The 26711-nt window shown below is 71.0% G+C and carries 28 protein-coding genes; 15 read left to right on the forward strand and 13 right to left on the reverse strand.

Annotated features, from left to right (window positions below):
- Nucleotides 1–2: 2 nt before the first annotated feature.
- Together ACYUED_RS29150 and ACYUED_RS29155 are read right to left on the reverse strand one after the other, a co-directional pair.
- On the reverse strand, nucleotides 3–854 hold the full coding sequence (locus ACYUED_RS29150) for a transglutaminase family protein (RefSeq protein ID WP_491286648.1): 852 nt from the start codon (nucleotides 852–854) through the stop codon (nucleotides 3–5).
- 32 nt (nucleotides 855–886) lie between these two features.
- Nucleotides 887–1930 carry a GNAT family N-acetyltransferase gene (locus ACYUED_RS29155; RefSeq protein ID WP_491286651.1) on the reverse strand — a complete coding sequence of 348 codons (1044 nt, stop codon included), beginning with the start codon at nucleotides 1928–1930 and terminating at the stop codon, nucleotides 887–889.
- A gap of 140 nt (nucleotides 1931–2070) precedes the next feature.
- On the opposite strand from ACYUED_RS29155, the gene fdxA reads away from it, so the two are divergent.
- Nucleotides 2071–2394, forward strand: a complete 324-nt coding sequence (gene fdxA / locus ACYUED_RS29160; RefSeq protein ID WP_210585670.1) for a ferredoxin — start codon at nucleotides 2071–2073, stop codon at nucleotides 2392–2394.
- Nucleotides 2395–2523: 129 nt separating this feature from the next.
- The gene (locus ACYUED_RS29165; protein ID WP_491286653.1) at nucleotides 2524–3639 is read left to right on the forward strand and encodes a bifunctional succinyldiaminopimelate transaminase/glutamate-prephenate aminotransferase; all 1116 of its coding nucleotides are present in this window, start codon (nucleotides 2524–2526) and stop codon (nucleotides 3637–3639) included.
- 82 nt (nucleotides 3640–3721) lie between these two features.
- On the opposite strand, the gene ACYUED_RS29170 is transcribed toward ACYUED_RS29165, so the two are convergent.
- A complete protein-coding gene (locus ACYUED_RS29170) occupies nucleotides 3722–4180 on the reverse strand; it encodes an ATP-binding protein (RefSeq protein WP_491286655.1) in 459 nt (152 codons plus the stop codon).
- 277 nt (nucleotides 4181–4457) lie between these two features.
- On the reverse strand, nucleotides 4458–5435 hold the full coding sequence (locus ACYUED_RS29175; protein ID WP_491286657.1) for a heavy metal transporter: 978 nt from the start codon (nucleotides 5433–5435) through the stop codon (nucleotides 4458–4460).
- 85 nt (nucleotides 5436–5520) lie between these two features.
- Between ACYUED_RS29175 and dapE the strand changes: the two genes are divergently transcribed.
- Both dapE and ACYUED_RS29185 read left to right on the forward strand, forming a co-directional pair.
- Nucleotides 5521–6600, forward strand: a complete 1080-nt coding sequence (gene dapE, locus ACYUED_RS29180) for a succinyl-diaminopimelate desuccinylase (protein ID WP_491286659.1) — start codon at nucleotides 5521–5523, stop codon at nucleotides 6598–6600.
- Between the two features lie 122 nt (nucleotides 6601–6722).
- Complete coding sequence (locus ACYUED_RS29185) at nucleotides 6723–7481, forward strand: LOG family protein (RefSeq protein WP_491286661.1); 759 nt, start codon at nucleotides 6723–6725, stop codon at nucleotides 7479–7481.
- Nucleotides 7482–7488: 7 nt separating this feature from the next.
- Here ACYUED_RS29185 and folP read toward each other — a convergent pair whose 3' ends face one another.
- Complete coding sequence (gene folP, locus ACYUED_RS29190; protein WP_491286663.1) at nucleotides 7489–8349, reverse strand: dihydropteroate synthase; 861 nt, start codon at nucleotides 8347–8349, stop codon at nucleotides 7489–7491.
- A 141-nt stretch (nucleotides 8350–8490) separates the two neighbouring features.
- Between folP and ACYUED_RS29195 the strand changes: the two genes are divergently transcribed.
- On the forward strand, nucleotides 8491–8847 hold the full coding sequence (locus ACYUED_RS29195) for a DivIVA domain-containing protein (RefSeq protein WP_491294482.1): 357 nt from the start codon (nucleotides 8491–8493) through the stop codon (nucleotides 8845–8847).
- Nucleotides 8844–9425, forward strand: coding sequence for a DNA-3-methyladenine glycosylase I (locus ACYUED_RS29200; protein ID WP_491286665.1), 582 nt, complete (start codon nucleotides 8844–8846; stop codon nucleotides 9423–9425). The genes ACYUED_RS29195 and ACYUED_RS29200 overlap by 4 nt, the downstream gene beginning before the upstream one ends.
- A 74-nt stretch (nucleotides 9426–9499) precedes the next feature.
- Here ACYUED_RS29200 and chcB read toward each other — a convergent pair whose 3' ends face one another.
- Complete coding sequence (gene chcB, locus ACYUED_RS29205; RefSeq protein WP_491286667.1) at nucleotides 9500–10303, reverse strand: 2-cyclohexenylcarbonyl CoA isomerase; 804 nt, start codon at nucleotides 10301–10303, stop codon at nucleotides 9500–9502.
- Nucleotides 10304–10678: 375 nt separating this feature from the next.
- Between chcB and ACYUED_RS29210 the strand changes: the two genes are divergently transcribed.
- A complete protein-coding gene (locus ACYUED_RS29210) occupies nucleotides 10679–10846 on the forward strand; it encodes a DUF3117 domain-containing protein (protein ID WP_003966491.1) in 168 nt (55 codons plus the stop codon).
- A gap of 105 nt (nucleotides 10847–10951) precedes the next feature.
- Here the strand turns inward: ACYUED_RS29210 and ACYUED_RS29215 are convergent, their stop codons facing one another.
- On the reverse strand, nucleotides 10952–11650 hold the full coding sequence (locus ACYUED_RS29215) for an O-methyltransferase (protein ID WP_491294483.1): 699 nt from the start codon (nucleotides 11648–11650) through the stop codon (nucleotides 10952–10954).
- 163 nt (nucleotides 11651–11813) lie between these two features.
- On the opposite strand from ACYUED_RS29215, the gene sigE reads away from it, so the two are divergent.
- The 5 genes from sigE to ACYUED_RS29240 all read left to right on the forward strand — a co-directional run bounded on the left by sigE (nucleotide 11814) and on the right by ACYUED_RS29240 (nucleotide 17603).
- Nucleotides 11814–12590, forward strand: a complete 777-nt coding sequence (gene sigE, locus ACYUED_RS29220) for an RNA polymerase sigma factor SigE (RefSeq protein WP_491294485.1) — start codon at nucleotides 11814–11816, stop codon at nucleotides 12588–12590.
- Nucleotides 12587–13597, forward strand: coding sequence for an anti-sigma factor family protein (locus tag ACYUED_RS29225; protein ID WP_491286715.1), 1011 nt, complete (start codon nucleotides 12587–12589; stop codon nucleotides 13595–13597). Before sigE ends, ACYUED_RS29225 begins: the two co-directional genes overlap by 4 nt.
- 138 nt (nucleotides 13598–13735) lie before the next feature.
- Nucleotides 13736–15991, forward strand: coding sequence for a S1C family serine protease (locus ACYUED_RS29230; RefSeq protein WP_491286717.1), 2256 nt, complete (start codon nucleotides 13736–13738; stop codon nucleotides 15989–15991).
- A 260-nt stretch (nucleotides 15992–16251) separates the two neighbouring features.
- On the forward strand, nucleotides 16252–16698 hold the full coding sequence (locus ACYUED_RS29235) for a sec-independent translocase (RefSeq protein WP_491286719.1): 447 nt from the start codon (nucleotides 16252–16254) through the stop codon (nucleotides 16696–16698).
- A 236-nt stretch (nucleotides 16699–16934) separates the two neighbouring features.
- Complete coding sequence (locus tag ACYUED_RS29240) at nucleotides 16935–17603, forward strand: hypothetical protein (protein WP_491286721.1); 669 nt, start codon at nucleotides 16935–16937, stop codon at nucleotides 17601–17603.
- A gap of 96 nt (nucleotides 17604–17699) precedes the next feature.
- On the opposite strand, the gene ACYUED_RS29245 is transcribed toward ACYUED_RS29240, so the two are convergent.
- From ACYUED_RS29245 to ACYUED_RS29255, 3 genes are read right to left on the reverse strand one after another with little or no spacing between them, the layout of a single operon-like run.
- A complete protein-coding gene (locus tag ACYUED_RS29245; RefSeq protein WP_491286724.1) occupies nucleotides 17700–18833 on the reverse strand; it encodes an Mrp/NBP35 family ATP-binding protein in 1134 nt (377 codons plus the stop codon).
- A 43-nt stretch (nucleotides 18834–18876) separates the two neighbouring features.
- Entirely contained in the window at nucleotides 18877–19470 is a 594-nt protein-coding gene (locus tag ACYUED_RS29250; protein ID WP_491286726.1) for a DUF1003 domain-containing protein, read from the reverse strand.
- The gene (locus ACYUED_RS29255; RefSeq protein ID WP_491286727.1) at nucleotides 19460–20755 is read right to left on the reverse strand and encodes a magnesium transporter MgtE N-terminal domain-containing protein; all 1296 of its coding nucleotides are present in this window, start codon (nucleotides 20753–20755) and stop codon (nucleotides 19460–19462) included. Before ACYUED_RS29255 ends, ACYUED_RS29250 begins: the two co-directional genes overlap by 11 nt.
- A gap of 242 nt (nucleotides 20756–20997) precedes the next feature.
- On the opposite strand from ACYUED_RS29255, the gene ACYUED_RS29260 reads away from it, so the two are divergent.
- Complete coding sequence (locus tag ACYUED_RS29260) at nucleotides 20998–21732, forward strand: hypothetical protein (protein WP_491294486.1); 735 nt, start codon at nucleotides 20998–21000, stop codon at nucleotides 21730–21732.
- Between the two features lie 14 nt (nucleotides 21733–21746).
- Here the strand turns inward: ACYUED_RS29260 and ACYUED_RS29265 are convergent, their stop codons facing one another.
- Both ACYUED_RS29265 and ACYUED_RS29270 read right to left on the reverse strand, forming a co-directional pair.
- Nucleotides 21747–22262 carry a hypothetical protein gene (locus ACYUED_RS29265; protein WP_491286728.1) on the reverse strand — a complete coding sequence of 172 codons (516 nt, stop codon included), beginning with the start codon at nucleotides 22260–22262 and terminating at the stop codon, nucleotides 21747–21749.
- Between the two features lie 23 nt (nucleotides 22263–22285).
- Entirely contained in the window at nucleotides 22286–23404 is a 1119-nt protein-coding gene (locus ACYUED_RS29270; RefSeq protein ID WP_491286731.1) for a magnesium and cobalt transport protein CorA, read from the reverse strand.
- A gap of 477 nt (nucleotides 23405–23881) precedes the next feature.
- Between ACYUED_RS29270 and ACYUED_RS29275 the strand changes: the two genes are divergently transcribed.
- Nucleotides 23882–24466, forward strand: coding sequence for a suppressor of fused domain protein (locus ACYUED_RS29275; protein WP_491286734.1), 585 nt, complete (start codon nucleotides 23882–23884; stop codon nucleotides 24464–24466).
- 43 nt (nucleotides 24467–24509) lie between these two features.
- Here the strand turns inward: ACYUED_RS29275 and ACYUED_RS29280 are convergent, their stop codons facing one another.
- Nucleotides 24510–25736 (reverse strand): MFS transporter, encoded by a 1227-nt coding sequence (locus tag ACYUED_RS29280; protein ID WP_491286736.1) that lies wholly within the window; start codon nucleotides 25734–25736, stop codon nucleotides 24510–24512.
- Nucleotides 25737–25927: 191 nt separating this feature from the next.
- Here ACYUED_RS29280 and ACYUED_RS29285 point away from each other — a divergent pair, with 191 nt between their 5' ends.
- Nucleotides 25928–26569 carry a DUF6758 family protein gene (locus tag ACYUED_RS29285; RefSeq protein WP_491286738.1) on the forward strand — a complete coding sequence of 214 codons (642 nt, stop codon included), beginning with the start codon at nucleotides 25928–25930 and terminating at the stop codon, nucleotides 26567–26569.
- Nucleotides 26570–26711: the final 142 nt, after the last annotated feature.

A 26711-nucleotide genomic window follows, 5' to 3' on the forward strand; every position in this document is an offset into this window, starting at 1 on the left:
ACTCAGTTGAGCAGTGCCCGAGCGGCTCGGGCCTGCCCCCGCACCCGCTCCGCGGCCCCTTCATCCACCACCCTGATCAACTCCGCGTACTCCTCCAGCTCCACCGCACCGTCGACGAAGTCCCCCCGCTGCACGAGCAACTGAGCCCGCTCGTACCGCAACCGCGCCGGATGCGAAGGCACCTGCAGTGCCAGCTCCACCGCCCACAACGCCACATCCGACCGCTCGGGCCGCGCGGCAGCCCACGCACGGACGTTGTTCAGGATGCGCGACACCACCTCCAAAGGCGCCGCGGGCACCAGCATCGACGGATCCAACGGCGCCCCCGTGGCCCCCGCCACCAGCAACTCCGCGTCGCCCCCGCCGAGCACCCGCCCTCCGTCGAACGGATCGACGAGCACCTGTTCCTCCGCAGGCCCGAACCCGACGACGAAGTGCCCGGGCAGGGCGACCCCGTACACCGGCGCCCCCGCCCGCCGCGCGACCTCCATCCACACCACCGACAGCAGGATCGGCAGCCCGCGCCGCCGCCGCAGCACCTCGTGCAGCAGGGACGACTCCAGGCGCTGGTAGTCGGCGGGAGAGCCGCGGAAGGCGTTCTGCACGCCCAGCAGGTGGTGCAGCGCCGTCGCCCAGGACAGCGACCCGCCCGGCCGGAACGGCAGCTGCCCCGCCAGCCGGTCCAGCTCCACCTGGGCGGCGTCCATGCCCGTCTCGTCCAGCGTCCCGTCCGCCGCGGCCCCCACCAGCAGGCACAGCGTGGACAGATCGGGCCGCTCGGACCGCGCCTCCGCGGCGAACCGCCGCCGCAGTTCGGCGGACCGCTCGGGCGGTGGTGGGTATGGGGGACGCATAGCAGGCTCGTGCCCTCTCACGGCGATCGGTACTACTGGCCGCTGCCGGGAGCCGCCGGCTCCCGGTAGTGGTGGTACGCGTGGTGCGCGGCGAATCCCATACCGGCGTACAGCGCCCGCGCGCCCGCGTTGTCCTCCTCGACCTGCAGCCAGGCGGCCGAGGCGCCCTCGTCCAGAGCCCGCCGGGCCAGCGCGGCCATGACGGTGCTCGCCAGCCCGCGCCGCCGCAGCGCCGGGTCCACCTCGACGGCCGCGAAGGACGCCCACCGCCCGTCCACGACACACCGCCCGATCGCCGCGGGCGCCTGCTCCCCGGGGACCGTCGCGAACCACACCGACGGCCCTCCTCCGCTCTCGGCTTCGTTCGAGCGGGGGGACCCCGATGCCAACACCTTCAGCGCCACCTCGCTCACGCCCTTGCGCTGGTAGCGCGCAAGCCACGCCTCGTCGGCCTCCCGGGTCAGCACGACGCCCGAGCCCTCCGCCAGGTCGGCCACCGGCGCGAGCGCCCCGGTCCACAGCTCGGCGGTCACCTCGCGCACCCACCCGCGCCGCTCCAGCTCCGCGCACAGCAGCTCCTGCGTGCCCTCGGCGCCGGTCGCGGTCTGGATGTACGCGGGCAGCCCACGGTCGCCGTACCACCGCCGTACGGCGCTCAGCGCCTCGTCGAGCGGCACCCCGGGGTCTCCCAGCGGCAGCACGGAATTGGCCCGCCGGGTGAATCCGCCCGCGGCCCGCAGCTCCCACCCGCCGAGCCGCTCGCTCTCGACCGGCCGCCACGCGCGCGAGGCGACGCGAGCGAGTTCCTCGTACGAGGCGGCGGGACCCCTGCGCCGGGCGGGCGCCGCGGGCACCGTCTTCCCCGCGACCAGCGAGGACTCCGGAATCCGGACGCTCTCGCCGCCCTTCCGTGTGATCAGCAGCACACCGTTGTCCCATGATGTGAGAACACCCACCGTGTCGGTGAACTTCTCTGCCGGAACTCCACTTTCGATCAAGCGCCGTACGGAGACTCGTTTCCCCACGTCAGCAGCGGTGATACGAACCTCAAGACGTCCGGCGGCCGAGATTTCCACAGGTCAGTTCACCCCTCCTGTTCGGATCATGCCCAAGAACGGAGATACTAGAGGCGGGCATCGACGACGCCGCGCTCCCGCGCGCCAGGCGGCGGAGCCTGAGGAGGCCCGCCGGCGCCCTATCGAGGAGGAACGACAGCGTGACCTACGTCATCGCGCAGCCTTGTGTCGACTTGAAGGACAAGGCGTGCATCGAAGAGTGCCCGGTCGACTGCATCTACGAGGGCCAGCGGTCCTTGTACATCCACCCGGACGAATGCGTCGACTGTGGTGCCTGTGAGCCGGTATGCCCGGTCGAGGCGATCTTCTACGAGGACGACACTCCCGAGGAGTGGAAGGACTACTACAAGGCGAACGTCGAGTTCTTCGACGAGCTCGGCTCCCCCGGCGGCGCCAGCAAGCTGGGCCTGATCGAGCGCGACCACCCCTTCATCGCCGCGCTGCCGCCGCAGGCCGCCGAGTAATCCGCAAGCGGCCCGCACACACCCGCGCCGCCTCGGCCTCGTACGGCCTGATCGCTCTGATCGCCGTACGGGACCGAGGCGTTTGCCGTGCGAGGGCCTTCTGCCGTACCAGAAAGTGAGCCAGATCCCGTGTCCGCAGTCTCCGACCGCCTGCCCACCTTCCCCTGGGACAAGCTGGAGCCGTACAAGAAAGCGGCCGCCGCGCACCCGGACGGCATCGTCGACCTCTCCGTCGGCACCCCGGTCGACCCGGTCCCGGAGCTGGTCCAGAAGGCCCTCATCGACGCGGCGGACTCCCCGGGCTACCCGACCGTCTGGGGCACCCCGGCGCTGCGCGACGCGATCACCGGCTGGCTGGAGCGCCGCCTGGGCGCCCGCGGGGTCACCCACAAGCACGTCCTGCCCATCGTCGGCTCCAAGGAGCTGGTCGCCTGGCTGCCGACCCAGCTGGGTCTCGGTCCCGGCGACACGGTCGCCTTTCCACGGCTCGCGTACCCGACGTACGAGGTCGGCGCCCGCCTGGCCCGCGCACACCACGTGGCCTACGACACGGAGACCTTCGCGGCGGCCCCCGCGGGGGCCGGCCTCGACCCGGCGAGCCTGAAGCTCCTCTGGCTCAACTCGCCGTCGAACCCGACCGGCAAGGTGCTGAGCAAGGACGAGCTGGCCCGGATCGTCGCCTGGGCCCGCGAGCACGGCGTCCTCGTCTTCTCCGACGAGTGCTACCTGGAGCTGGGCTGGGAGGCCGACCCCGTCTCCGTCCTGCACCCGGACGTGAACGGCGGCTCGTACGAGGGCATCGTCTCCGTCCATTCGCTCTCGAAGCGCTCGAACCTCGCCGGCTACCGCGCGGCCTTCCTGGCCGGCGACCCGGCCGTCCTGGGCCCGCTGCTGGAGATCCGCAAGCACGGCGGCATGATGACGTCGGCGCCCACGCAGGCGGCCGTGGTGGCGGCCCTGGGCGACGACGAGCACGTCCGCGAGCAGCGGGAGCGGTACGCGGCCCGCCGTACGGTCCTGCGCGAGGCGCTCCTCGGCCACGGTTTCCGCATCGAGCACAGCGAGGCCAGCCTCTACCTGTGGGCGACGCGGGACGAGTCCTGCTGGGACACGGTGGCCCACCTCGCCGAGCTCGGCATCCTGGTCGCGCCGGGTGACTTCTACGGCCCGGCGGGCGAGAGCTTCGTACGGGTGGCGCTGACGGCGACGGACGAGCGGGTGCGGGCGGCCGTGGCGCGTCTGTAGATCCGGCGCGGGCGGCAAAGCCGCCTCACGCACGATCAGGGGGCCCGGGAAATGTCCCGGGCCCCCTCGTCGTACGGGTTGCTCAGCCGCCGATCGGCAGGCCCTTCACGGGCAGGCTGCCGGTCGCCGGCAGGCCGCCCTTGGTCAGCGAGTCCGTCGGCAGGCTGGCGCCGCCCTTGGCCGCCGTCTGCGTGGTGGCGCCGACGATCTCCCCGACGGAGCCCGCCGCGACCCCCGCGGCCTTCCGCGCCGCCGGCGCCGCCTTCTTCGCGACACCGCCGCCGGTCTTGCCCGCGTTCGGCACGGCCTTCTTGACGGCGTTGGCACCGGTGGCGCCCGCGAGCCCGGTGACGTTCTGCGCCGCACCGTCGACGGTGTTGCCGACGCTCGCCCCGTCCAGCGCGGTCAGGCCGCCCACGTTCGGAGTGGCGGGCAGTTCGGGGGCCGCGCTCGCGGAGCCGGCCGCACCGACCCCGGCAGCCGCTCCCGCTGCGACGAGCAGCGCGGCACGGGCGATCCGACGGGTCAGGGGGAGGGACATGATGCTCCTTCGATGGATGTGATCGTCCGGGTCGGACGCTGTAACTACCGCTCGAAGGCCTCGAAGGTTGCGGCGGCCAAAAGTAAAGAGTTGGCAATGCGTCGCATAATCGGCTGCGGATAAAAACGGGCAAAAAGTGCACGGTCGGAAAGTGTGCGGAATCCTTACAGCTCTTTGTTTCCAAGGGCTTTTACGGATCCAGGGGTGAGGGCGCGAAAACCTGCCCACTCCACGTCCCGCGCATGCCGCAGGTGACCCGTGCGGGTGAAGGCCCGTACTACTGGCCGGTGACGATCCGCACCGCGCCCGCGGTCGTGCGCGCCTCCTCGGCACCCGACGCGGTGGCAGTGCGCCACTTGCTGTCGGTGTTCCCGGCGATCCACTCCCGCCCGCCGTAGGAGACCCGTTCGATGTGCAGCGCCGAGGAGTTGGCCACCGCCCAGTGGGCGAGCTGCCAGCCGCGCTGCCCCGCGCTGCGGCCCTTGGCGTGGCCCGCGTCCTCGTCGACGGGGAGCGTGACGGTCCGCGCCGTGGCCCGTGTGCTCGGGGTCGCCGAGGGCGTCGGCGTCGTCGCGGCGCCCACTTCCGCGCCGGCCGGCTGCAGCGCGTCGCGCCCGAAGTCCCGTACCAGCGCGGCCCGTACCGCGTCCGGGCCCGCCGCCCGGGTTTCGGCCGGGCGGCCGTCGCAGGTCAGCGTGGCGGCCGAGTTCCCGGTGAGGGCGGCGGACAGGAGGGTGGCGTCCATCTCGTGCTTGGCGTACGCCTCCGGAAAGCCGCTGCGCTGCACACGCTGCGCGGCCACCGTGAGGGGAAGCTTCGGATAGTCGCGCACCTTGGCCAGGTGCCGGTAGAAGACGCCCGCCGCGTAGGTCGGGTCCAGGATCTGCTTCTTCGTGCCCCAGCCCTGCGAGGGCCGCTGCTGGAACAGGCCGAGCGAGTCCCGGTCGCCGTGCTCCATGTTGCGCAGCCCCGACTCCTGCAGCGAGGTCGCCAGCGCGATGGTCACCGCCCGCTCGGGCATACCGCGTCCGGTGCCCACGGCTGCGATCGTCGCCGCGTTCACCGCCTGCTCGGGGGTGAACTCGTACGTCGCCCCTCCGGCCTCGTCCGAGACCACCTTGCAGCGCGGCCCGCCGCTGCCTCCGGTGACGTACTGCACCACGAGATAGCCCGCGACGGCGAGCAGGACAACGAACGCCGCCCCGATGCGGAAGAGGCGGCCACGGCGTTTGAGGGTGGGTGACGGCTCTGGCACGCCGTCCAAGGTAGCGGAGGGCACTGTGTCCCACGTGGCGGGTGTGGACAGTGGGCCGAAGTGCGGGCGGGTTAGGGTCGGCGGCATGGCCGACACCCCGCTTGACCTCACTCTGGACGCTGCCGAGCTCACCGCCCAGCTCGTCGACTTCGCGTCCGAGAGCGGTACCGAGAAGCCCCTCGCCGACGCGATCGAGACCGCCCTGCGCGCCCTGCCGCACCTGACCGTCGAGCGGTACGGAAACAACGTCGTCGCGCGGACGAACCTGGGCCGGTCGCAGCGGGTGATCCTGGCCGGCCACATCGACACGGTGCCCATCGCTGACAACGTCCCCTCCCGGCTGGACGAGGACGGCGTCCTGTGGGGCTGCGGGACCTGCGACATGAAGTCGGGTGTGGCGGTGCAGCTGCGCATCGCGGCGACGGTGCCGGCCCCCAACCGAGACCTGACCTTCGTCTTCTACGACAACGAAGAGGTGGCGGCCGAGCTCAACGGCCTCAAGCACGTGGCCGAGGCGCACCCCGACTGGCTGGCGGGCGACTTCGCGGTGCTCCTCGAGCCCTCGGACGGCGAGGTCGAGGGCGGCTGCCAGGGCACCCTGCGGGTCCTGCTGAGGACCACGGGCGAGCGGGCCCACTCGGCGCGCAGCTGGATGGGCTCCAACGCGATCCACGCCGCCGCGCCGATCCTGGCCCGCCTGGCCTCGTACGAACCCCGTTACCCCGTGATCGACGGCCTGGAGTACCGGGAGGGCCTGAACGCGGTGGGCATCTCGGGCGGAGTGGCGGGCAATGTCATCCCCGACGAATGCGTCGTGACCGTCAACTTCCGCTATGCGCCCGACCGCACGGAGGAAGAGGCGATCGCCCACGTCAGGGAGGTCTTCGCGGACTGCGGGGTGGACGAAATCGTGGTGGACGACCACAGCGGCGCCGCGCTGCCGGGCCTGAGCCGTCCGGCCGCGGCGGCCTTCATCGAGGCGGTCGGCGGCACCCCGCAGCCCAAGTACGGCTGGACGGACGTGTCACGCTTCTCCTCCCTCGGCATCCCCGCCGTCAACTACGGCCCCGGGAACCCGCACTTGGCCCACAAACGGGACGAACGGGTCGAAACAGCGAAGATCCTTGCGGGCGAGGAGCGTCTGCGGGCCTGGCTGACGGCTTGACGGCGGGCCGGTGCGACCGTCGTGCCGGTGCCGCTCCACGGCGGACATGCCCACGTCCCCCGTCCGTAACCCGCGTGGATCTACGCTGAGGTGGAAACACCCCGCAAGCGGAGGGAGCGCACATGGCTACCGGGAACCCCGAGGGAAAGAAGCAGCCACCGGAGGAACAGCGCCTTGGACCGGTCCTCCGGCGGCGGAACCAGGTCACGGCGAGCACGACGGACCAGCGGCTGCTGGACGCGGGCGGTCCGTCGGACTGGGTCCACACGGACCCCTGGCGCGTACTGCGCATCCAGTCGGAGTTCATCGAGGGCTTCGGCACACTCGCCGAACTGCCGCCCGCGATCAGCGTGTTCGGCTCGGCGCGCACCAAGGCGGACTCACCGGAGTACGAGGCGGGAGTACGGCTCGGGCGGGGCCTGGTGGAGGCCGGCTGGGCGGTCATCACGGGCGGCGGCCCCGGCGCCATGGAGGCGGCCAACAAGGGCGCCGTGGAGGCGAAGGGCGTCTCGGTCGGGCTGGGCATCGAGCTGCCCTTCGAGCAGGGGCTGAACCCCTACGTCGACATCGGCCTGAACTTCCGCTACTTCTTCGTCCGCAAGATGATGTTCGTGAAGTACGCGCAGGGCTTTGTGGTCCTGCCCGGTGGCCTGGGTACCCTCGACGAACTCTTCGAGGCCCTCACCCTGGTTCAGACGCAGAAGGTCACCCGCTTCCCGATCGTGCTGTTCGGGAGCGAGTACTGGGGCGGCCTGGTGGACTGGCTGACGAACACGCTGATCGCCCAGGGCAAGGCCTCGGAGAAGGACCTGCTCCTGTTCCACGTCACGGACGACGTGGACGAGGCGGTCGCCCTGGTCTCGAAGGAGGCCGCCCGGTAACACGGGCCTACGCGAGCCCCCGGCGGCCGACCGCCGGGGGTCGGTGACCTGCGATCGACGCCACCATGTCCAGCACCTGGCGGGTCTCGGCGACCTCGTGCACGCGGTAGACCTGCGCGCCGAGCCAGGCCGAGACCGCCGTGGTGGCGAGGGTCCCGACCACCCGCTCCTTCACCGGCTTGTCCAGGGTCTCGCCCACGAAGTCCTTGTTGGACAGGGACACGAGCACGGGCCAGCCCGTCCCGACCATCTCCCCGAGCCGCCGCGTCGCCTCCAGGCTGTGCCGCGTGTTCTTCCCGAAGTCGTGCCCGGGATCGATCAGCACGGACTCCCGGGGCACCCCCAGCGCCACCGCCCGCTCGGCCAGCCCGAGCGTCACCCGCAGGATGTCGGCCACGACGTCGTCGTACGTCACCCGGTGCGGACGGGTCCGGGGCTGCGCCCCACCCGCGTGCGTGCACACCAGCCCGGCGCCGTACCGCGCCGCGACCTCCGCCAGCCCGGGGTCGACACCGCCCCACGCGTCGTTCAGCAGATCAGCCCCCGCCTCGCACACGGCCTCGCCGACTTCGGCCCGCCAGGTGTCCACACTGATGACGACATCCGGGAAGCGCCGTCGCACCTCGGCCACGAAGCCGACGGTCCGCCGCGCCTCCTCCTCGGCCGACACCTCGTCCCCCGGACCGGCCTTGACCCCGCCGATGTCGATGATGGCGGCGCCCTCCGAGACGGCCTGCTCCACGCGCGCGAGCGCGGGTTCGTCGCGGAAGGTCGCTCCTTGGTCGTAGAAGGAGTCCGGGGTCCGGTTCACGATCGCCATGATCACCGGCTCGTGCGCCTCGAATTCGCGCCTGCCCAGCCTGAGCATCCCCTGTGACCTCTCCTAGTACGTCCTGGGTGTCCCGGCCTTTCGGCCGCCTGCGACCCTAACTGTCAGAGTCGCATGGCACGATCGGACCCTGACAGATTCAGCTTCCGGACATCGAGCGTGGGGACCACAGCGATGGTTATGTTCTTGTTCCTGGTCATCGCTCTCGCCGTCGTGGTCGCCGCGGTGACACTCGCCGTGGTCGGCGGCGGAGAGGGCGAGGGCCCGCTGCCCGAGGTGGCCCCCGAGCGACTCCAGGACCCGCTGCCGCCGGACCGCCCGCTGGGCCGCGCCGACGTCGACACCCTGCGCTTCCCGCTCGCCGCCCGCGGCTACCGCATGTCGGACGTCGACGACGCCCTGAACCGGCTCGGCGCCGAGCTCGCCGAGCGCGACGCCCGCATCGCCGACCTGGAGTCCGCGCTCGCGGGCGCCCAGGCCGCCGCCCACCACGTCTCCATGGACAAGCCGACGCACGGCCGGGAGGACCAGCAGTGAGTGACGGCACCGCCCTCGCCGGCCCCGACGGCGGACTGCGCTGCCCCTGGGCCCTGTCCACCGAGGACTACGTGGCGTACCACGACGAGGAGTGGGGCCGCCCGGTCCACGGCGACGACGCCCTCTACGAGCGCCTCAGCCTGGAGGCCTTCCAGTCCGGTCTGTCCTGGATCACGATCCTGCGCCGCCGCCCGGGCTTCCGCGCCGCCTTCGCCGACTTCCGGATCGAGAAGGTCGCCGCCTTCACGGACGGGGACCGCGACCGGCTCCTCGCCGACGCGGGCATCATCCGAAACCGCGCCAAGATCGACGCCACACTGGCCAACGCACGCGTGCTGGCGGAGTGGGCGCCGGACGAGCTGGACAGCTTCATCTGGTCCTACGCCCCGCCCCCGGGGCCGGCGCCCAAGACCCTGGGAGACGTCCCGGCGGTCACCCCCGAATCGACGGCTCTCTCCAAAGCCCTGAAGAAGCGGGGCCTGCGCTTCGTCGGCCCGACAACGGCGTATGCCCTGATGCAGGCGTGCGGACTGGTCGACGACCACCTGGAAGCATGCGTCGCCCGGAAGGCCGCTTAGGGGAGCGGGGCCGTATCCGCGTGCGGCTGCGCCGCGTGGGGGCGAAGGGTACGAACCCACACCCCCGACGGCGCTCACCGCCCCAGATACTTCGGCTTCTCCTTGTTCACAAACGCCTGCACCGCGATCACATGGTCCTCGGAGGACCCCGCCCGAGTCTGCAGCTCGTCCTCCTTGTCCAAGGTCTCGGAGAGCGAGTGCGAGAACCCGTAGGCCACCGCTTCCTTGATCGCCGCGTACGCCACCGTCGGCCCCTCGGCCAGCGCCCGGGCCACCTTCGCGGCCTCGGCGTGCAGCTCACCGGCCGGCACAAGACGATTCGCGATACCCAGCTCGTAGGCCTCCTGGGCCTTGATGCTCCGCGGGAAGAGCAGCAGGTCGGCGGCCCGTCCCGGCCCGATGACCCGCGGCAGGGTCCATGAGATGCCGGAGTCGGCGGTCAGCGCGACACCCGCGAACGACGTGTTGAAGGCGGCCGTGTCCGCCACGACCCGGTAGTCCGCGACGAGAGCGAGCCCGAAGCCGGCCCCGGCGGCAACCCCGTTCACCCCGGCCACCACGGGCTTCGGCATCCCCGCCAGCGCCCGCACGATCGGGTTGTAGTGCTCCTTCACCGTGTTCATCGTCTGCCTGGACCCCGTCTCCCGGTCCTGTGCGAGCAGCCCGATGTGCTCCTTGAGGTCCTGTCCCACGCAGAACGCCCGCTCCCCGGCGGCGGTCAGCAGCACCGCCCGTACCGCGTCGTCCTCGGCTGCGGAGCCGACCGCCTCCCGCAGGGCGACCTTCGTCGCGATGTTCAGCGCGTTCATCGCCTCGGGGCGGTTGAGCGTGATCGTCGCGAGTCCGTCGCTCACCTCGTAGAGCACGGTGTCCGCCATGGTGTGTCCCCTCCGCTGTCGCGGCTCGGGCGTACCGGTCGGTACGCCCCTGTCCGTAGGACAGCATGGCGGAGATCACCGCCGGGAGACCTGAGTGGACGTGTGACCTGCGTCAAAGAATTCTGGACGGATTCCGGGCCGCAGGAGTCCGTGCGGCGGCGCAGTATCGCAGTCACATCGCCGAATTGGGTGGTTTTGCTCGCGCGCGTTGCCCAAGCGATGCCGACTGATGTTGGTCATCGGGTCCTGAGATGCGGGATAATGGCTTGGAAGCAATGTGTTCGACGCCGGTGTCGCGTGTCCCACGCTAGACACGCGTGCCCTCCCAGGGCCGTCGGCTTTGACGATGAGCTGGTTTCAGGAAGGGGAACGAGCATGGCGGCCATGAAGCCGCGAACGGGCGATGGCCCGCTCGAGGTGACCAAGGAGGGGCGGGGCATCGTCATGCGCGTTCCGCTCGAAGGCGGCGGTCGGCTCGTCGTCGAGCTGACCCCTGACGAGGCCGACGCGCTCGGCGATGCCCTCAAGAAGGTCGTCGGCTGACGCGGAAGCGACCATACCCTTTCGACAACCCCGGCATCCAAAATGGTGCCGGGGTTGGTGTTTGTGCAGGTCACCGCCGTGCGGGGGCTCAGCGTCGTGCGGGGTTCAGCGCTTGACGGCGCACAGCAGCCCGTCGCCGACCGGCAGCAGGGACGGCACCAGTTCCTGGGTCTCGCGCACCGCACGCAGCAGCTCCCGCAGCCGCAGGACCTCCGTCGGCTGCGGTCCCGAGTCGACGGTACGGCCGCTCGCGAAGACCCCCTCGAAGACCACCAGGCCACCCGTACGCAGCAGGCGCAACGATTCAGCGAGGTAGTCCATGACCTCCTGCCGGTCGCCGTCGCAGAAGACGAGGTCGTAGCCGGCGTCCGCGAGGCGCGGCAGGACGTCCAGGGCGCGGCCCGGGATGAACCGGGCGCGATTGCTGGCGAAACCGCAGGCACGGAAGGCCTGGCGGGCGAACTGCTGGTGCTCGGGCTCGGGGTCCACCGTGGTCAGCACCCCGTCCGGGCGCATGCCGTGCAACAGATGGATGCCGGAGACGCCGGTGCCGGTACCGATCTCCGCCACCGCCTTGGCGTCCACCGAGGCGGCCAGCAACCGCAGCGCGGAGCCCGTGCCGGGCGACACCGAGCGCAGCCCCGCATCACGGGCCCGGTCACGGGCCCAGTGCAGTACTTCGTCCTCGGCGACGTAGGCGTCGGCGAACGCCCAGCTCGTCTGCCGGTTGCCGGTAATGACCCTCTCCTGTCCCCGTGGTTGCCTCGGCGTGACTGTATCCGTTGGGCCCGGGAACCTGCTGATGGGACCGGGCGTTTAGAGGGGTGGGAACGATGGCGGGGGGACACAGTTGGATCACGATGAGGGGCAGGCGCCCGAGCAACTGCTGACGCAGCGGTCCGAGCGGTATCAGCCCAGATCAAATTCTCGTAAAACCGCTTATCCGGAGCTAACGGGCGAGGTGGCTATGGTAGGGGCTCCGCTGGACACCACCAGAGCCGACAGGGGAGGTGCGGCTGCGCCTGTGGATCGGGGAGGAGCGCTGCGGCGCTTTCTCGGATCGGCGGGTAGGCCGAAATCCGTGAACGACACCGCTGCTGACCCCAGCCACGCCGCTGACCACGCCCAGACCGCGACTTTCTCCACCGACGCGGACGGGCAGGCGTGGACTCCGCCCACCTGGGAGGAGATCGTCAGCACGCACAGCGGCCGTGTGTACCGCCTCGCATACCGCCTGACCGGCAACCAGCACGACGCCGAGGACCTCACACAGGAGGTCTTCGTCCGCGTCTTCCGCTCGCTGTCGACGTACACGCCGGGCACCTTCGAGGGCTGGCTGCACCGCATCACCACCAACCTCTTCCTGGACATGGTCCGCCGCAAGCAGCGGATCCGCTTCGACGCGCTCGGCGAGGACGCGGCCGAGAGGCTGCCCAGCCGGGATCCCTCGCCCCAGCAGGTCTTCAACGACGCGCACTTCGACGCCGACGTCCAGCAGGCCCTCGACACCCTCGCACCCGAGTTCCGTGCCGCGGTCGTCCTGTGCGACATCGAAGGACTGTCGTACGAGGAGATCGCCGCGACCCTGGGCGTCAAGCTCGGCACGGTCCGCTCCCGGATCCACCGCGGCCGTTCGCAGCTGCGCAAGGCCCTCGCACATCGGTCGCCGGAGGCCCGTGCGGCCGAGCGGCGCTCCTTCGTGCCGCGTGTGGCCGCACTGGGGGGAGGGGGCGCGAGCGCGTGAGCGGATCACGACCCAGCCCCGCCGAGAGGCGTCTGGCCGAGCAGCACCTGGGAGACCGACTCTCCGCCCTGGTGGACGGAGAGCTCGGTCATGAGTCGCGCGACCGAGTCCTCGCGCACCTGGCCACCTGTTCCAGGTGCAAGGCGGAGGCAGATGCGCAGCGACAGTTGAAGAACGTGTTCGCGGAGGCCGCCCCGCCGCCGCCCTCCGAGAGCTTCCTGGCCCGCCTCCAGGGGCTGCCCGAGGGAGGTGACGATCCGGACGGTGGCTCGCCGTTCGGCGGGGGAGGACTCCCCGGCTCGGCCTCCGGGAGGTTCGGCACCACCGGCGTCTTCGGCATGAAGCGGGGCGACCGCTTCGAGTTCGGCTACGCCCCCTCCACCCCGCACGTCCCCTCCGTCCCGCATGCCCCCGCATCCGTGCTCCCCGAGTCCGGCCGCGGTTTCCGCATGCACGACGTCAGCCGCCATGAGGCCGAGCGATCGGCCTCGCGCGGGATGCGGTTCGCGTTCGTCGCCGCCGGTGCGGTGTCGCTCGCCGCGATCGCGCTCGGCGGTGTCACGACGGTAAGCCCGACGGACACCGCGGACGCACGCGGTGCCACGGGCGCGGGCAGCAACGTGACTCCTGCGCGTACGCAGGGCACGGGTGCCGCGACGGCTCCCGAGAACCAGCGACGGCGAGGCAGCGGCCCGCTGCTCGCGCAGGGCCGGCAGTCGCTCGGTGACGCCCTGGCGGCCCCGACCGAGGTGTCCGCGCCCCTGCTGCCGGGCGTTCCGAGCCCTGCGGGCCTGCTGCGGGCCGGACAGCAGGCCATGCACACACTGACGACCCCCGTGATGGCGGGCGCCGCCGTGATGTCCCCACTGATACGCCCGCTGTCCACCACCCCTCCGCTCACCCTGACCTCGTGGTCCACAGCCCCCGAGGCCTCGTCCCCCGGCCTTCTCGCCGCTCCCCTCGCCGACTCGACCACCCCTCCCTCCCCACCTCACACCTCCCGCTGACCGGCCTCTGCGCGACGGCCCGCGAACCTGGTTGAATCCAGGGTGGGCCGCGCCCACGGCAGGCAGCCGCGCGCGGAGTCGACAACTGAGGCCACGGCTGACGAGCCGTGCCGTGCTGTGGCCAGCTGTGGGGAGAGCATGAACGAGGGGAAGCCCACGAAGCCGAAGTGGTGGAACCGGCCACGCCTGCAGGATTCCGCGGGGCAGGCGGAGGGGGCCGCGACCGCATCGGGTCCCGGTGCTGGCGGGGCGGTGGGTCCGCCGGACGCCGAGTACATCTCTGACGGTGACTTCGAGCTGGCGCGCCCGGAGGGTGGGGGCAGCGGGCGGGTCGCTGTCACCGGGGGTGACGACGAGTCGGCACGTCCGGACACCGGCACCGGCAAGGGCACGGCTGTCTCCGACGGCGGCCCTGCGGTGGACCGGCCGGACGGTGTCGTGAGCGAAGGCGCGGCTTCCGTGGAGGGCGCCGTGACGGGGCGTTCCGGAGAGGCCGGCCTCGGGCAAGCACCCTTGCCCGAGGGCGACTTCGAGTTGCGGGCTCCAGGGGCTCCGCGGGATGTGGTCCGTGGGGAAGCGGACAGCGGCACGGCCGTCGGTCTGGTCGGCGAGGCGGCGGGCACCCTGGCTGCCGGTCCCGCGGGCGACTCCGAGGCGGCGGTGTCGGACAGACCCGGCGCCGACGGTGACTTCGAGCTGGACCGGCCCGCAGCGACGGAGTCTGCCGCCCAGGTGGACCCGGCTCAGGCGCCCGCCTCCACCGCTCCTACCGCTCCCACCAGTGAGCGTCCCAAGCCCCTGCACGACCCCGACCCCTACAGCACCCCGCCCTACGGCGAGCCCGGCCCCTGGGCCCCCGCCCCGCCGGTGCAGCACCCTGCGGCGACACCCGCCCAGGGGACCACGGCGATACCGACACCGGCCTCCCACCACGGTGCGGCACTACAGACGGCTCCCGCGACCCACGGCGCGCTGCCCCAGGTACCGGCAACGGCTCACGGCGTAGCGCCGACGCCGGTCTCCGGCACCTCCGCCCCCGAGGCAGCTGCGCTGCACGCTTCACCTGCTCCTGCGCCTGCTCCTGCTCCGGCTGCGGCTCATGGCATGGCTGCCCCCAGCGCACCGCCCTCCTTCGCCGACCCCTCTTCCCAAAGCCCAGCAGCAGCCCTCTCCCCACCCCCCTCCCCACCCTCCTCCACCCCTTGGCGGAACTACGACCCCTGGGCCCCCGCCCCCCTCCAGCAGAACGGAGCGGTCGTCGAAGGCAAGGACAAGCGGCGCAGGCGGGTGAAGAGGGCCCTCGTCGGGGGTGCAGTGGTGCTCGCGCTGGTGTCCGGGGGCGTCGGTGGTGTCGTCGGGGCCTACCTGGAGCGCAACGGCGGTGTGGGGGCCGTAGAGCTGCCGCAGGCCGGGAAGGAGCCCGCTGGGCGGGCGCCGGACAGCGTGGCCGGGATCGCCGCACGGGCCCTGCCGAGCGTGGTGACCCTGCATGTGACCGGTGCCGAGGAGTCCGGCACCGGGACGGGCTTCGTGCTCGACGACCTGGGGCACATCCTCACCAACAACCACGTCGTCGAACCGGCCGCCGGCTCCTCCGGCCAGATATCCGTCACGTTCAACAGCGGGGACACGGCCAGGGCCACCGTCATCGGACGGGACAGCGGTTACGACCTCGCCGTCGTGAAGGTCAGCAATGTGCGCGGGCTCAAGGCCATGCCGTTGGGCAATTCCGACAACGTCCGGGTCGGCGACCCCGTCGTGGCCATCGGCGCTCCCTTCGATCTGGAGGGCACCGTCACCTCGGGCATCATCAGCGCCAAGGAACGGCCCATCACGGCCGGCGGCGACAGCGCAGGCGGGAGCGATGTGTCGTACGTCGACGCACTGCAGACCGACGCGCCGATCAATCCCGGCAACTCCGGCGGGCCCCTCCTCGACTCCGAGGCCCGTGTCATCGGCATCAACTCCGCCATCCGTTCCGCCGACGACGGCGCGGACTCGGGCGGTGGCCAGGCGGGTTCGATCGGCCTCGGGTTCGCCATTCCCGTCAACCAGGCCAAGCGTGTGGCCGAGGAGCTCATCAACACCGGCAAGGCGACCCACCCGGTCATCGGCGTCACGCTCGACATGGACTACACGGGCGACGGCGCCCGCGTCGGCACCAAGGCACGGGGCGGCGGCCCCGCGGTGAACGCCGGCGGCCCGGGCGACCAGGCCGGAATCAAGGCGGGCGACGTCATCACCGCGGTGGACGGTCAGCGCGTGCACTCCGGCGAGGAACTGATCGTCAAGACGCGCGCCCACCGCCCCGGCGACCGCCTGGAGCTGACGGTGCTGCGCGACGGCAAGGAGAAGAGGATCTCGCTGGTGCTCGGCTCCTCGGACGGCGGCTGAGGAACGGTGGCGAGATCCAGGGGATACGCGGCGAGACTCAGGCAAAGTTCACAGAAAACGTCAGCGGGAGCCCCTGCCGCCGCTTCACCCGGGGCCGCACAAGGCAAACAACCCCCAAAACCACCCACGATGACCCACTCGGAGCCCCGGGACAGTACCGGTCCTACGGGGTGGCCGGGTACCGTGGGTCCGGCCCGGACCACGGAAGACCCGCACAGACCACGAGGGCCGAGGACCGAGGACATCGCAAGGAGCTTCAGGTGTTCAATGACATAGGACCGCTCGAGCTGGTCACGCTCGTTGTCCTTGCCGTACTCGTCTTCGGTCCGGACAAGCTCCCGAAGCTCATCCAGGACGTCACGCGGACCATCCGCAAGATCCGTGAGTTCTCGGAGAGCGCCAAGGAGGACATCCGGTCCGAACTCGGCCCGGAGTTCAAGGACTTCGACTTCGAGGACCTCAACCCCAAGACGTTCATCCGCAAGCAGCTGGACAACGACGACCTGGGGCTCAAGGAGATCCGCAACGGCTTCGACCTGAAGAAGGAGATGGCCGAAGTCACGGACGCCGTCCACAGCCGCGAAGCGGACTCGCCGTCGTCAGCTTCGTCGGCCTCGTCGTCCTCCGACTCCACCGGTGGCCGCGTCGACATGACGAAGAAGCCCGAGGAAGACGACCGCCCGCCGTTCGACGCGGACGCCACCTGAGCCGTACGCTCCGGCCGCTCACCCCCGTCGTACGTGACGCGTTTCATACTCGACGATGCCTCCGCGCGGCCCGAACCGGGCCTCTGCGCGACCCACGTGCCGGGCGGTTTCCCTGCTGTCTTGAGTGGGGTGGCTATGCTGCCGAGTTGTTGTGCGGACCGTACTTCGAGGAGTAACGCCGCCCGAAGGGGGGCGGGCCGCTCCGGTCCGACGAGAGCAAGGAGGCGTCCGGGCACATGGAGACGACGAGTCAGGCAGTCGCGCAGGCGCCGGCCGCGGAGGGCGGACAACAGCTTCCCTCCGCCCGGCGCACGGTCGACGGCTACCTGCTGGCGCCCTTCCCGTGGTACGGCCTCGACGAGGCGTTCACGGGGCCGCGCTGGCTGATGCAGGTCGGGACGGCGGCCGACGGAGCCGTCGAACACGGTTCGATCGGACACGGCGACGAGCCCTCCCTGAAGAACGAGCACACGGTCGGCTCCGGTGAGCCGCGGGAGAAGTTCGCGGTCGTGGTGACCGTCGCGGCGAGCCCCGTACGGCGCAGTGCCGACGGCACGGGGCTGCTGGAGGCCACGTCGGTGTCCTCGGCGGCCTGGCTCGCGGGTGTGGGGCTGCTGTCCTTCACCTGGCCCGGGCAGATGGACCACTCCCTGCGGGACGACTGGCTGGAGCAGCAGACGGAGACGGCGTGGGCCCTGGCCGACGACCTTTCCGGCTCCGAATGGTCCACGCTCTCCCTCCCCGTGGACGGCGTGCCCACGCCGTTCCACTACCGCGAGTCCGAGTTCGGCTGGGTCCTCGCGGGGTCCACGGGTGAAGGGGTGCACGTGGGGGCGTACGGAAGAGGCATGAGCGCGTACGGCCTCGGCTTCGCCATGATCAAGGACATCAGCACGTACGCCTAGCAAGGCGTGACGACTGTGGGGGCGCCGTCACACAGGACGGCGCCCCCACAGTCGTATCCGGCCCTGGAACTGCCCTGGGCCGGGCCTGCACCTGCCCTAGAACTTGTTCTTCGGCGTGATCCCCAGCGACAGCCCCGAAAGGCCGCGCTGACGGCCCCCGAGCTTCCCCGCGATCCCGCGCAGGGCCGCGCCCGCGGGGGAGTCCGGGTCGGTGAGGACGACCGGCTTGCCGTCGTCGCCGCCCTCGCGCAGGCGGACGTCGATCGGGATGGAGCCGAGGACGGGGACCGTCGCGCCCGTCGTACGGGTCAGGCCGTCCGCCACCGACTGGCCGCCGCCCGTGCCGAAGACGTCGACCATCTCGCCGCAGTGCGGGCAGGGCAGGCCGGACATGTTCTCGACGACGCCGACGATCTTCTGGTGGGTCTGGACGGCGATGGAACCCGCGCGCTCGGCCACTTCGGCGGCCGCCTGCTGAGGCGTCGTCACGACCAGGATCTCGGCGTTCGGGACCAGCTGGGCGACCGAGATGGCGATGTCCCCGGTGCCGGGCGGGAGGTCCATCAGCAGGACGTCCAGGTCACCCCAGTACACGTCGGCGAGGAACTGCTGCAGGGCGCGGTGCAGCATCGGGCCGCGCCACACCACCGGGGCGTTGCCCGGGGTGAACATGCCGATGGAGATGACCTTCACGCCGTTGGCCGACGGCGGCATGATCATGTTCTCGACCTGGGTCGGGCGCCCGTCCGCGCCCAGCATGCGCGGCACGGAGTGGCCGTAGATGTCGGCGTCGACGACGCCCACCTTCAGTCCGTCGGCGGCCATCGCCGCCGCCAGGTTCACCGTCACCGAGGACTTGCCGACGCCGCCCTTGCCGGACGCGACCGCGTACACGCGCGTGAGCGAGCCCGGCTTGGCGAAGGGGACCTCGCGCTCGGCCGTACCGCCGCGCAGGGCGGTCGCCAGTTCCTTGCGCTGCTCGTCGCTCATGACGTCGAGCGTGACGTCGACGCGGGTGACGCCGTCGACGCGGGAGACCGCCTCGGTCACACGCTGGGTGATCGTCTCGCGCATCGGGCAACCGGAGACCGTCAGGTACACGGTGACCGCGACCGTCCCCTCCGCGCCGATCTCCACCGACTTCACCATCCCGAGTTCGGTGATGGGCCGGTTGATCTCGGGGTCGTTCACCGTCGCCAGTGCCTCGCGCACCGCGTCTTCGCTAGCCATAAGGACGATGGTACGGCGCCGCGAGGTGCGCCCGGGATGCCGGTCAGCGGTCTTCTACATCACGTCCGCGCGACCGTTCTGCCGGGAATACGGCATGTTCGTGGTGCCCGTCGTGCCGTTCGTCCAGCTCCTTGACCAGGTCCTGCAGCTCGGAGCGGATCCAGTCGCGGGTGGCGACCTCGCCGAGACCGATGCGCAGGGAGGCGATCTCACGGGTCAGGTACTCGGTGTCGGCGATCGACCGCTCGTTCTGCTTGCGGTCCTGTTCCAGATTGACCCTGTCCCGGTCGTCCTGCCGGTTCTGCGCGAGCAGGATCAAGGGGGCGGCGTAGGAGGCCTGGAGCGACAGCATCAGGGTCAGGAAGATGAACGGGTAGTTGTCGAAGCGCAGGTCACGCGGTGCGAAGATGTTCCACAGCACCCACGCGATGATGACGACCGTCATCCAGACGATGAACCGTCCGGTGCCCAGGAAGCGCGCGATGCGCTCCGAGAACCGTCCGAAGGCCTCCGGGTCCCACTCGGGCAGGATCCGGCGGCGCGCCGGCCGGGGCTGGTCCAGCCGGGCACGCGTGCGCGAGGACGCCGTCGCCCCCGCCGGGAACCGTTCGCGGCCGTGGTCGCGCTCAGGAGCCATGGGCCTTCGCCCCCTCGGCACCCTCGCCCTCGTCCAGGTGGAACTCGGTCTCCCGCCAGTCCTCGGGCAGCATGTGGTCCAGTACGTCGTCCACCGTCACCGCGCCCAGCAGCGACCCGGCCTCGTCGACGACGGGCGCCGCGACCATGTCGTACGTGGCGAAGAACCCGGCGACGACGGGCAACTGGGCATCGGGGGCCAGCGGCTGCAGGCCGTCGTCGATGATCGAGCTGACCAGGGTGTACGGCGGGTCGCGCAGCAGGCGCTGGAAGTGGACCGTGCCGAGGTACTTGCCGGTCGGTGTCTCGTCGGGCGGGCGGCAGACGTAGACCTGGGCGGCGAGGGCGGGCGACAGGTCGCGGTTGCGCACGCGGGCGAGGGCGTCGGCGACGGTGGCGTCGGGGCGCAGGATGATCGGCTCGGTCGTCATCAGGCCGCCGGCCGTGTGCTCCTCGTAGGACATCAGGCGCCGCATGTCGGCCGCGTCGGCGGGCTGCATCAGGCTCAGCAGCCGCTCCTTGTCCTCTTCGGGGAGTTCGGAGAGCAGGTCGGCGGCGTCGTCCGGGTCCATGGCCTCCAGGACGTCGGCGGCGCGCTCCTCCTTCAGCTTGCCGAGGATCTCGATCTGGTCGTCCTCGGGGAGCTCTTCGAGGACGTCGGCGAGGCGGTCGTCGTCGAGGGCGGCGGCCACCTCGGCACGGCGCTTGGGGGAGAGGTGGTGCAGGACGTTCGCCAGGTCGGCGGGGCGCAACTGCTCGAAGGTGGCCAGCAGGCTCTCGGCGCCCTGTCCGTGCTCCTCCAGGGAGAAGCCGGTGACGGCGGACCACTCGACGGTCAGGGTCTCGCCCTTGGCCCGGCGGAAGGCGCCGCCCTTGCCCTTCCGTACGAACACCCGGCCGACCTCCCAGTCCCGTCGGGCCGGCAGCTGCTGCACCGAGATGTCGAGGACGGTGACCTCCTCGCCGGTCTCGACGAGCGTGACGCGCCGGTCGAGGAGTTCGCCGAAGACCATGCGCTCGGTGGGCCGCTGCTCGAAGCGGCGGACGTTGACCACCCCGGTGGTGATGACCTGGCCGGACTCGATGCCGGTCACCCGGGTCATGGGCAGGAAGACAAGGCGCCGCGTGGAGATTTCGACGACCAGTCCGAGCACCCGGGGAGGCCGCCGCCCGACCCGCAGCATGACGACCAGGTCGCGCACGCGGCCCACCTGGTCGCCGCTCGGGTCGAAGACGGGGACGCCGGCGAGGTGTGAGACGAAGATCCGGGGGGCGCCCGCTGCCATGGCTGCGCCTCCTTTTCGTACGGGTGTTCCGGGAGTGTGGTGCGTGGAGTTGCTGTGGGTCTTTTCCGAATTGCCCGCTCAGGTGGGCTTCAGGCTAGCCCGTGCCGATCGAGTCCGCCCTGGTGGGGGGTCCGGACGGACTGCCTCCGTTCGGTCCGTACGACCCCGGTACGCTGCGGTAGCCGTTGGGGCCCTGTCGGCCCACGTCCCGCGACAGAAAGGCAGCCCCGCCTGTGACTGTGATGCGCCAGGGCCGGATCCGTCGGACGACGCTGGTGGGTGCGATGTGCGCTCTGGTGGTGACGGGGACGGGGCTGCTCGCGGGGTGCAGCGAGGATGCCGACGCGGGTACGAACGGGGTCGGAAAGCTGCCGGCCGACACGATCCAGTCGAAGACCAGGGCGGCCGCCGACTCGGCCGAGGCGGTACGGCTCTCCGGAACCGTGGTCACCAACGGGCGCACGTACACACTCGACATGCGCCTGAAGTCCGGTGGCGGCAGCGGCACGGTCACCTCCAAGGGCGCGGCCTTCGGGCTGCTGCGCATCGGGGAGAAGCTGTATCTGAAGGCCGACGCGCGGTTCTGGAACCACGCGGACGGCGACAGCGAGTCAGCCACCTCGGGCACGCTCGACGGCAAGTACGTGAAGGTGCCGCAGGGCGACCCCTCGTACAAGAAGTTCAGCGGGTTCACGGACAAGGACGTCCTCCTCGACGGTCTGCTGACCCTGCACGGCGCGCTGGCCACGGACGGCCACCACGAGCAGGCAGGTACCCGCACCGTCCGCATCACAGGCGACAAGGGTTCCGGGGGCACGCTCGACGTCTCCCTGGAGGGCCGGCCCTACCCGCTCCGCCTGGAGCGCGCGGGTGGCGCCGGCACGCTGACCTTCTCGTCCTGGGGCAAGGACTTCGCGCTGACCGAGCCGAAGAAGAACGAGACGGTGGACTACGGCAAGCAGCTGCCGACGTCGTAGCCCGCTCGTCGGCACTACTGGCGGCGTTTGCGCTTCTTGAGCAGCAGGCGCGGCAGTCCCGCGGGCACCGGCTCGCGGGTCGTGGCCGGTGAGGGCAGGGGCGCCTCGGCCAGGCTGCCGTCGGGCAGGGGCGCCGAGGCCCCTGCCGGCTCCAGGCGCAGCACCCGGCACTCGCGGGCCCAACGGTCCGGCATGGCCTCGCCGTCGGGGGCGTTGAGGCGCTTGCCCTTGAGCTCGGCGACCGTCGCCCCCCACACCTCGGAACCCGGCGCCAGCTCCACGACCTTCGCCGGCCAGGACACCAGCCTGCCGCCCTTGTCCTTGCTGCGGACGGTCACCTCGGCCGCTGCCCCGTCGGCCAGTCCCGGCAGCGGCTGCTCGCCCGGTCCGTCGCCGATCACACACGCGGCACCCTCGTGCCACACGTGCCACAGCGCCCGGGCCGGGACGCCGGGACCCCTGACCCAGATGAGGCCGGACTTCTTGGTGGCCTCCTCGACGAGGGCCTGGTCGAGCAGCTCGCTTGTCATGCGCCCAGCCTATCCAGGCGCCCTCACAGCCAGCCGTTGCGCTTGAGGGCACGGTGGATGCCCAGGCAGAGCACCACGGTGACGCTCATGATCACCGGGTAGCCGTACTTCCAGTGCAGCTCCGGCATGTACTTGAAGTTCATCCCGTACACCCCGCACACCATCGTCGGTACGGCGATGATCGCGGCCCAGGACGTGATCTTCCGCATGTCCTCGTTCTGTGCGACGGACGCCTGCGCGAGGTTGGCCTGGAGGATCGAGTTGAGCAGCTCGTCGAAGCCGATGACCTGCTCCTGGACGCGGGCGAGGTGGTCGGCGACGTCCCGGAAGTACTTCTGGATGTCGGGGTCGATCAGCCGCATCGGCCGCTCGCTCAGCAGCTGCATGGGGCGCAGCAGCGGCGAGACGGCCCGCTTGAACTCCAGCACCTCGCGCTTGAGCTGGTAGATCCGCGCCGAGTCCACACCGCGCGAGACGCCGCCCCGGCGCCCCGGCGAGAACACCTCGGTCTCGACCTCGTCGATGTCGTCCTGGACGGCGTCGGCGACCGCGACATAGCCGTCGACGACGTGGTCGGCGATCGAGTGCAGCACCGCCGAGGGGCCCTTGGCGAGCAGCTCGGGGTCGTCCTGCAGCCGGTGCCGCAGCGCACGCAGCGAGCCCTGGCCGCCGTGCCGGACGGTGATGAAGAAGTCCCGTCCGGTGAAGCACATGACCTCCCCGGTCTCGACGACCTCGCTGTTGGCGGTGAGCTGGTCGTGCTCGACGTAGTGGATGGTCTTGAAGACGGTGAAGAGGGAGTCGTCGTACCGCTCCAGCTTGGGCCGCTGGTGGGCCTGGACGGCGTCCTCCACGGCCAGCGGGTGCAGTCCGAACTCGCCCGCGATACCGGCGAATTCGGCCTCCGTCGGCTCGTGCAGGCCGATCCACACGAAGCCTCCGTCGCGACGCACCAGGCGCATCGCCTCCTGCGGGGTCATCGGCTTGCCGCTGTCGACGCGGGCGCCGTCGCGGTACACCGCGCAGTCGACGACGGCGGAGGGCGTCGCGGGGTCGCGGGTCGTGTCGTATGCGCCGGTGTCCTTGCGCAGGGGGGCGCGGGACGGCCGGACGGCGGCCCGGAGGTCACGGATCATCGACATGGCTGGCTCCTTCGTGGCAGGCAACGAAAGGGCACCGACGAGGGGTGGAACTACCCGGAATGGGGACGTCCTGCGTGCGGGTGTTTGGCACGTCCACAAAGCGGGGAGCACCGCACCGTCGCGGTGGTGAGCTTCGCTGCTGATTCAGATTCAGACAGATCAGGCAAAACGAAACGAAGTGCTCTTCCGCAAGAAGACGTGAGCGTGAAAGGCGGCAGTCAGCCAGAGCCGGATCAGCTGTATCAGCGGCAGGAAGAGCGAGTGGTACTGCACGGGTGACTTCGATCCATGACAGCCCCACCTCCTCCGGCCGGTCCCTCGTAAGGGACGGTTCAATCCCGTAAGGGAGTCTCAATGGCGTCGGGGCTCGATCGCGACGCTTCTGCGTGCTGCCCCGAACGACCGGGCCAGAGTACCAGCCGCCCAAACTGTCAAGGCGCTGCTTTGCCCGGTACTGACGAGTTCTATGCTCACCGCATGGTTGATGTTCTCCCTCTGGTCGAGGCCCGGTTGCGCACCGCGCTGGGTGAACCGGACGCCCGCGCGGCGGTCACGTTCCTGGGCACGGACCGCATCGAGGTACTGCGTTTCCAGCAGGGCGACATCGTCCGCTACGCCACGCTCGGCATGTCCGCCCAGCCGATGAGCGATCCCACCTCGGCGCTCGCCGACCCGGTCAGGGGTCCGCGCGCCGAGCTGATCCTCTCGGTGCGCGGCGGCCTCGCCGACACGGACAAGGTCCTTCGCCCGCTCGCCGTACTCGCCGCGTCCCCGCAGGTCGAGGGGGTCATCGTGGCCCCCGGCGCCTCGCTCGACGTCGGCGAACCCCTGTGGCCCGGCGCCCCGTTCAGCTCGGTGCTGGTCGCCGAGCCGGGCGGCCTGGCCGAGGACCTCGACCTCGACGAGCCCCTGGACCCCGTGCGGTTCCTGCCCCTGCTTCCCATGACGGCGAACGAGGCCGCCTGGAAGCGCGTGCACGGCGCCCAGGCGCTCCAGGAGCGCTGGCTGACCAGCGGGACGGACCTGCGGGATCCCTCCCGCAGGTCCGTCCCGCTGGACTGACCGCGCCGGGTGAGCAAGCTCACCAACGCGCCGCTGGAACAGGTCAGTTGGCGAAGACCGCGACGCCGTCCTCGGTCGCGTGCCTCGGCTCCGGCTCCTCGGCCTCGTGTGTGAGGGAGGCGCGTCGTACGAACACGACCACCGCGCCCAGCACCGCGGTGACGGCCGCCACCACGAACGGGATGCGGATGTTGCTCCACCCCTCGATCTTCGGCGCGAAGTACGGCGCCGCCGCGGCCGCGAACCAGCGCACGAAGTTGTAGCCCGCGCTCGCCACGGGGCGGGGCGCGTCCGAGACGCCGAGAGCAAGTTCCGTGTACACGGTGTTGTTCACGCCGATGAAGGCACCGGAGAGGATCGTGCAGACGACGGCCGTGGTGTGGCTGCCGTATCCGAGGACGAGGACGTCGGCGCCGAGCAGCACCAGCGAGCCGCCGAGCACCTTCAGCGAGCCGAACCGCTCCTGCATCCGCGGGGCCACCAGCACCGAGAAGACGGCGAGCAGCACACCCCAGGCGAAGAACACGGCCCCCGACTTGTAGGGGGTCATGTTCAGCACGAACGGCGTGAAGGCCAGCACCGTGAAGAACGTGTAGTTGTAGAAGAACGCCGAGACCGCCGCCGAGGCGAGCCCGCCGTGGCCGAGCGCCCTGACGGGGTCGAGCAGTGAGGTCTTCCCGGCGGGCCTCGGCTGCTCCTTGAGGAACGCCGTGATGCCCAGGAATCCGACCGCCATCAGGAAGGCGGTGCCGAAGAAGGGGTAGCGCCAGCTCTGGTTGCCGAGCAGCGCGCCCAGCAGCGGGCCGCACGCCATGCCGAGGCCGAGCGCGGACTCGTACAGCAGGATCGCGGCGGCACTCCCGCCCGCGGCCGCGCCGACGATGACCGCGAGGGCCGTCGAGACGAAGAGGGCGTTGCCGAGGCCCCAGCCGGCGCGGAAGCCGACGAGTTCGCCGACCGAGTTCGACGTGCCCGCCAGGCCCGCGAAGACCACGACGAACGCGAGGCCGAGCAGCAGGGTCTTCCTGCCGCCGATGCGGCTGGAGACGAAGCCCGTGACCAGCATCGCGACGGCGGTGATCAGGAAGTACGAGGTGAAGAGCAGGGAGACCTGGCCGGCCGTGGCGTCCAGGCCCTTGGCGATGGACGGCAGGATCGGGTCGACGAGTCCGATGCCCATGAACGCCACGACGGACGCGCCGGCCGTCGCCCACACGGCCTTCGGCTGCCGCAGAATGCTGCCCGCTCCCGCGTCGAATGGGTCGTCCATGCTTCCTCCACTCCGGTTCACTCCGGTTCGCTTCGGCCAGAAAGTAATTGGTGTATGCATATAGCAAGTTAGCGATGCTAATTAATGCAAGTAGCATCTAGTTTTGCCCGGTGAGGGTTCCGGCGAAGGGTTCCGTCCGGACGGGTGATCGTCCTTGACGTGGGGGAGCGAGGGTAGGACCGTGGGGCCCTATGAGGGGCGAACCCAGTTGCCCGAAGTGTGGTGGCCGGGTCAGGGCTCCCGGACTCTTCGCCGATTCGTGGCAGTGCGACGAGCACGGCACCGTGCATCCGGTGCAGCCCGTGGTCCCGCCCAGCGTCGAGGCCCTCAGTGTCGTGGTGCACCGCACTCAGGTGCCGGTGTGGATGCCGTGGCCCCTGCCGGTCGGCTGGCTGTTCACGGGTGTGGCCTGCGCGGGCGACGACCGCCACGGCGGCCGGGCCACCGCGGTGGCCTGCTCCGGGCCGGGGCCGCTCGGTGGCGTGGGAGAGCTGATCCTGGTCGCCGAGGAGCTCGGTGTCGGGCTCGGCGCCCGGTACGCGGGTGTCGACGGTCCGGACCCGGGGCCGTATCTGAACGTCGAGAAGCCGCCCGAGGCCAAGGTGCTGGCCGGCGGCCGGCCCACTCCGCTCTGGCATGTCTCCGGCGGCCCGGCCGACCGTGCGGTGTTCGCGGGTGAGGCGCGCGGCCTGTGGCTTTGGGCGGTTGTCTGGCCCGAGCAGTCGGGACTGCTGATGTACGACGAGCTGGTGCTGACGGATCTGCGGGATGCCGGGGCCGAGCTGGAGTTGGTGCCCTGCGGGGCGCTTTCGCCGCGCTTGCTTGAGCCGTAGCGGCTGCTGGGGTGCGTGTGTCGTGGCTGGCCGCGCAGTTCCCCGCTCCCCTTCGGGGTGCTGCCCACAGGGTGTCCGTAGGGGGCGCCGGGCGGGTGCGGGTGTGACAGGGGAGCCGGAAAATCCGGTTATCCTTGAGCGT

This window comes from Streptomyces sp. DF42 (assembly GCF_058267695.1).

What these genes read in the sequence shown, in the direction of transcription:
- ACYUED_RS29270 (WP_491286731.1), bottom strand. Translation starts at nt 23,404, where the DNA reads ATGTCGATGATCCGTGACCTCCGGGCCGCCGTCCGGCCGTCCCGCGCC.
- ACYUED_RS29275 (WP_491286734.1), top strand. Translation starts at nt 23,882, where the DNA reads ATGGTTGATGTTCTCCCTCTGGTCGAGGCCCGGTTGCGCACCGCGCTG.
- sigE (WP_491294485.1), top strand. Translation starts at nt 11,814, where the DNA reads ATGGTAGGGGCTCCGCTGGACACCACCAGAGCCGACAGGGGAGGTGCG.
- ACYUED_RS29265 (WP_491286728.1), bottom strand. Translation starts at nt 22,262, where the DNA reads ATGACAAGCGAGCTGCTCGACCAGGCCCTCGTCGAGGAGGCCACCAAG.
- ACYUED_RS29260 (WP_491294486.1), top strand. Translation starts at nt 20,998, where the DNA reads ATGCGCCAGGGCCGGATCCGTCGGACGACGCTGGTGGGTGCGATGTGC.
- ACYUED_RS29230 (WP_491286717.1), top strand. Translation starts at nt 13,736, where the DNA reads ATGAACGAGGGGAAGCCCACGAAGCCGAAGTGGTGGAACCGGCCACGC.
- ACYUED_RS29170 (WP_491286655.1), bottom strand. Translation starts at nt 4,180, where the DNA reads ATGTCCCTCCCCCTGACCCGTCGGATCGCCCGTGCCGCGCTGCTCGTC.
- ACYUED_RS29255 (WP_491286727.1), bottom strand. Translation starts at nt 20,755, where the DNA reads ATGGCAGCGGGCGCCCCCCGGATCTTCGTCTCACACCTCGCCGGCGTC.
- chcB (WP_491286667.1), bottom strand. Translation starts at nt 10,303, where the DNA reads ATGGCGGACACCGTGCTCTACGAGGTGAGCGACGGACTCGCGACGATC.
- ACYUED_RS29250 (WP_491286726.1), bottom strand. Translation starts at nt 19,470, where the DNA reads ATGGCTCCTGAGCGCGACCACGGCCGCGAACGGTTCCCGGCGGGGGCG.
- ACYUED_RS29240 (WP_491286721.1), top strand. Translation starts at nt 16,935, where the DNA reads ATGGAGACGACGAGTCAGGCAGTCGCGCAGGCGCCGGCCGCGGAGGGC.
- dapE (WP_491286659.1), top strand. Translation starts at nt 5,521, where the DNA reads ATGGCCGACACCCCGCTTGACCTCACTCTGGACGCTGCCGAGCTCACC.
- ACYUED_RS29285 (WP_491286738.1), top strand. Translation starts at nt 25,928, where the DNA reads ATGAGGGGCGAACCCAGTTGCCCGAAGTGTGGTGGCCGGGTCAGGGCT.
- ACYUED_RS29210 (WP_003966491.1), top strand. Translation starts at nt 10,679, where the DNA reads ATGGCGGCCATGAAGCCGCGAACGGGCGATGGCCCGCTCGAGGTGACC.
- ACYUED_RS29280 (WP_491286736.1), bottom strand. Translation starts at nt 25,736, where the DNA reads ATGGACGACCCATTCGACGCGGGAGCGGGCAGCATTCTGCGGCAGCCG.
- ACYUED_RS29195 (WP_491294482.1), top strand. Translation starts at nt 8,491, where the DNA reads ATGTTCTTGTTCCTGGTCATCGCTCTCGCCGTCGTGGTCGCCGCGGTG.
- ACYUED_RS29185 (WP_491286661.1), top strand. Translation starts at nt 6,723, where the DNA reads ATGGCTACCGGGAACCCCGAGGGAAAGAAGCAGCCACCGGAGGAACAG.
- folP (WP_491286663.1), bottom strand. Translation starts at nt 8,349, where the DNA reads ATGCTCAGGCTGGGCAGGCGCGAATTCGAGGCGCACGAGCCGGTGATC.
- ACYUED_RS29150 (WP_491286648.1), bottom strand. Translation starts at nt 854, where the DNA reads ATGCGTCCCCCATACCCACCACCGCCCGAGCGGTCCGCCGAACTGCGG.
- ACYUED_RS29245 (WP_491286724.1), bottom strand. Translation starts at nt 18,833, where the DNA reads ATGGCTAGCGAAGACGCGGTGCGCGAGGCACTGGCGACGGTGAACGAC.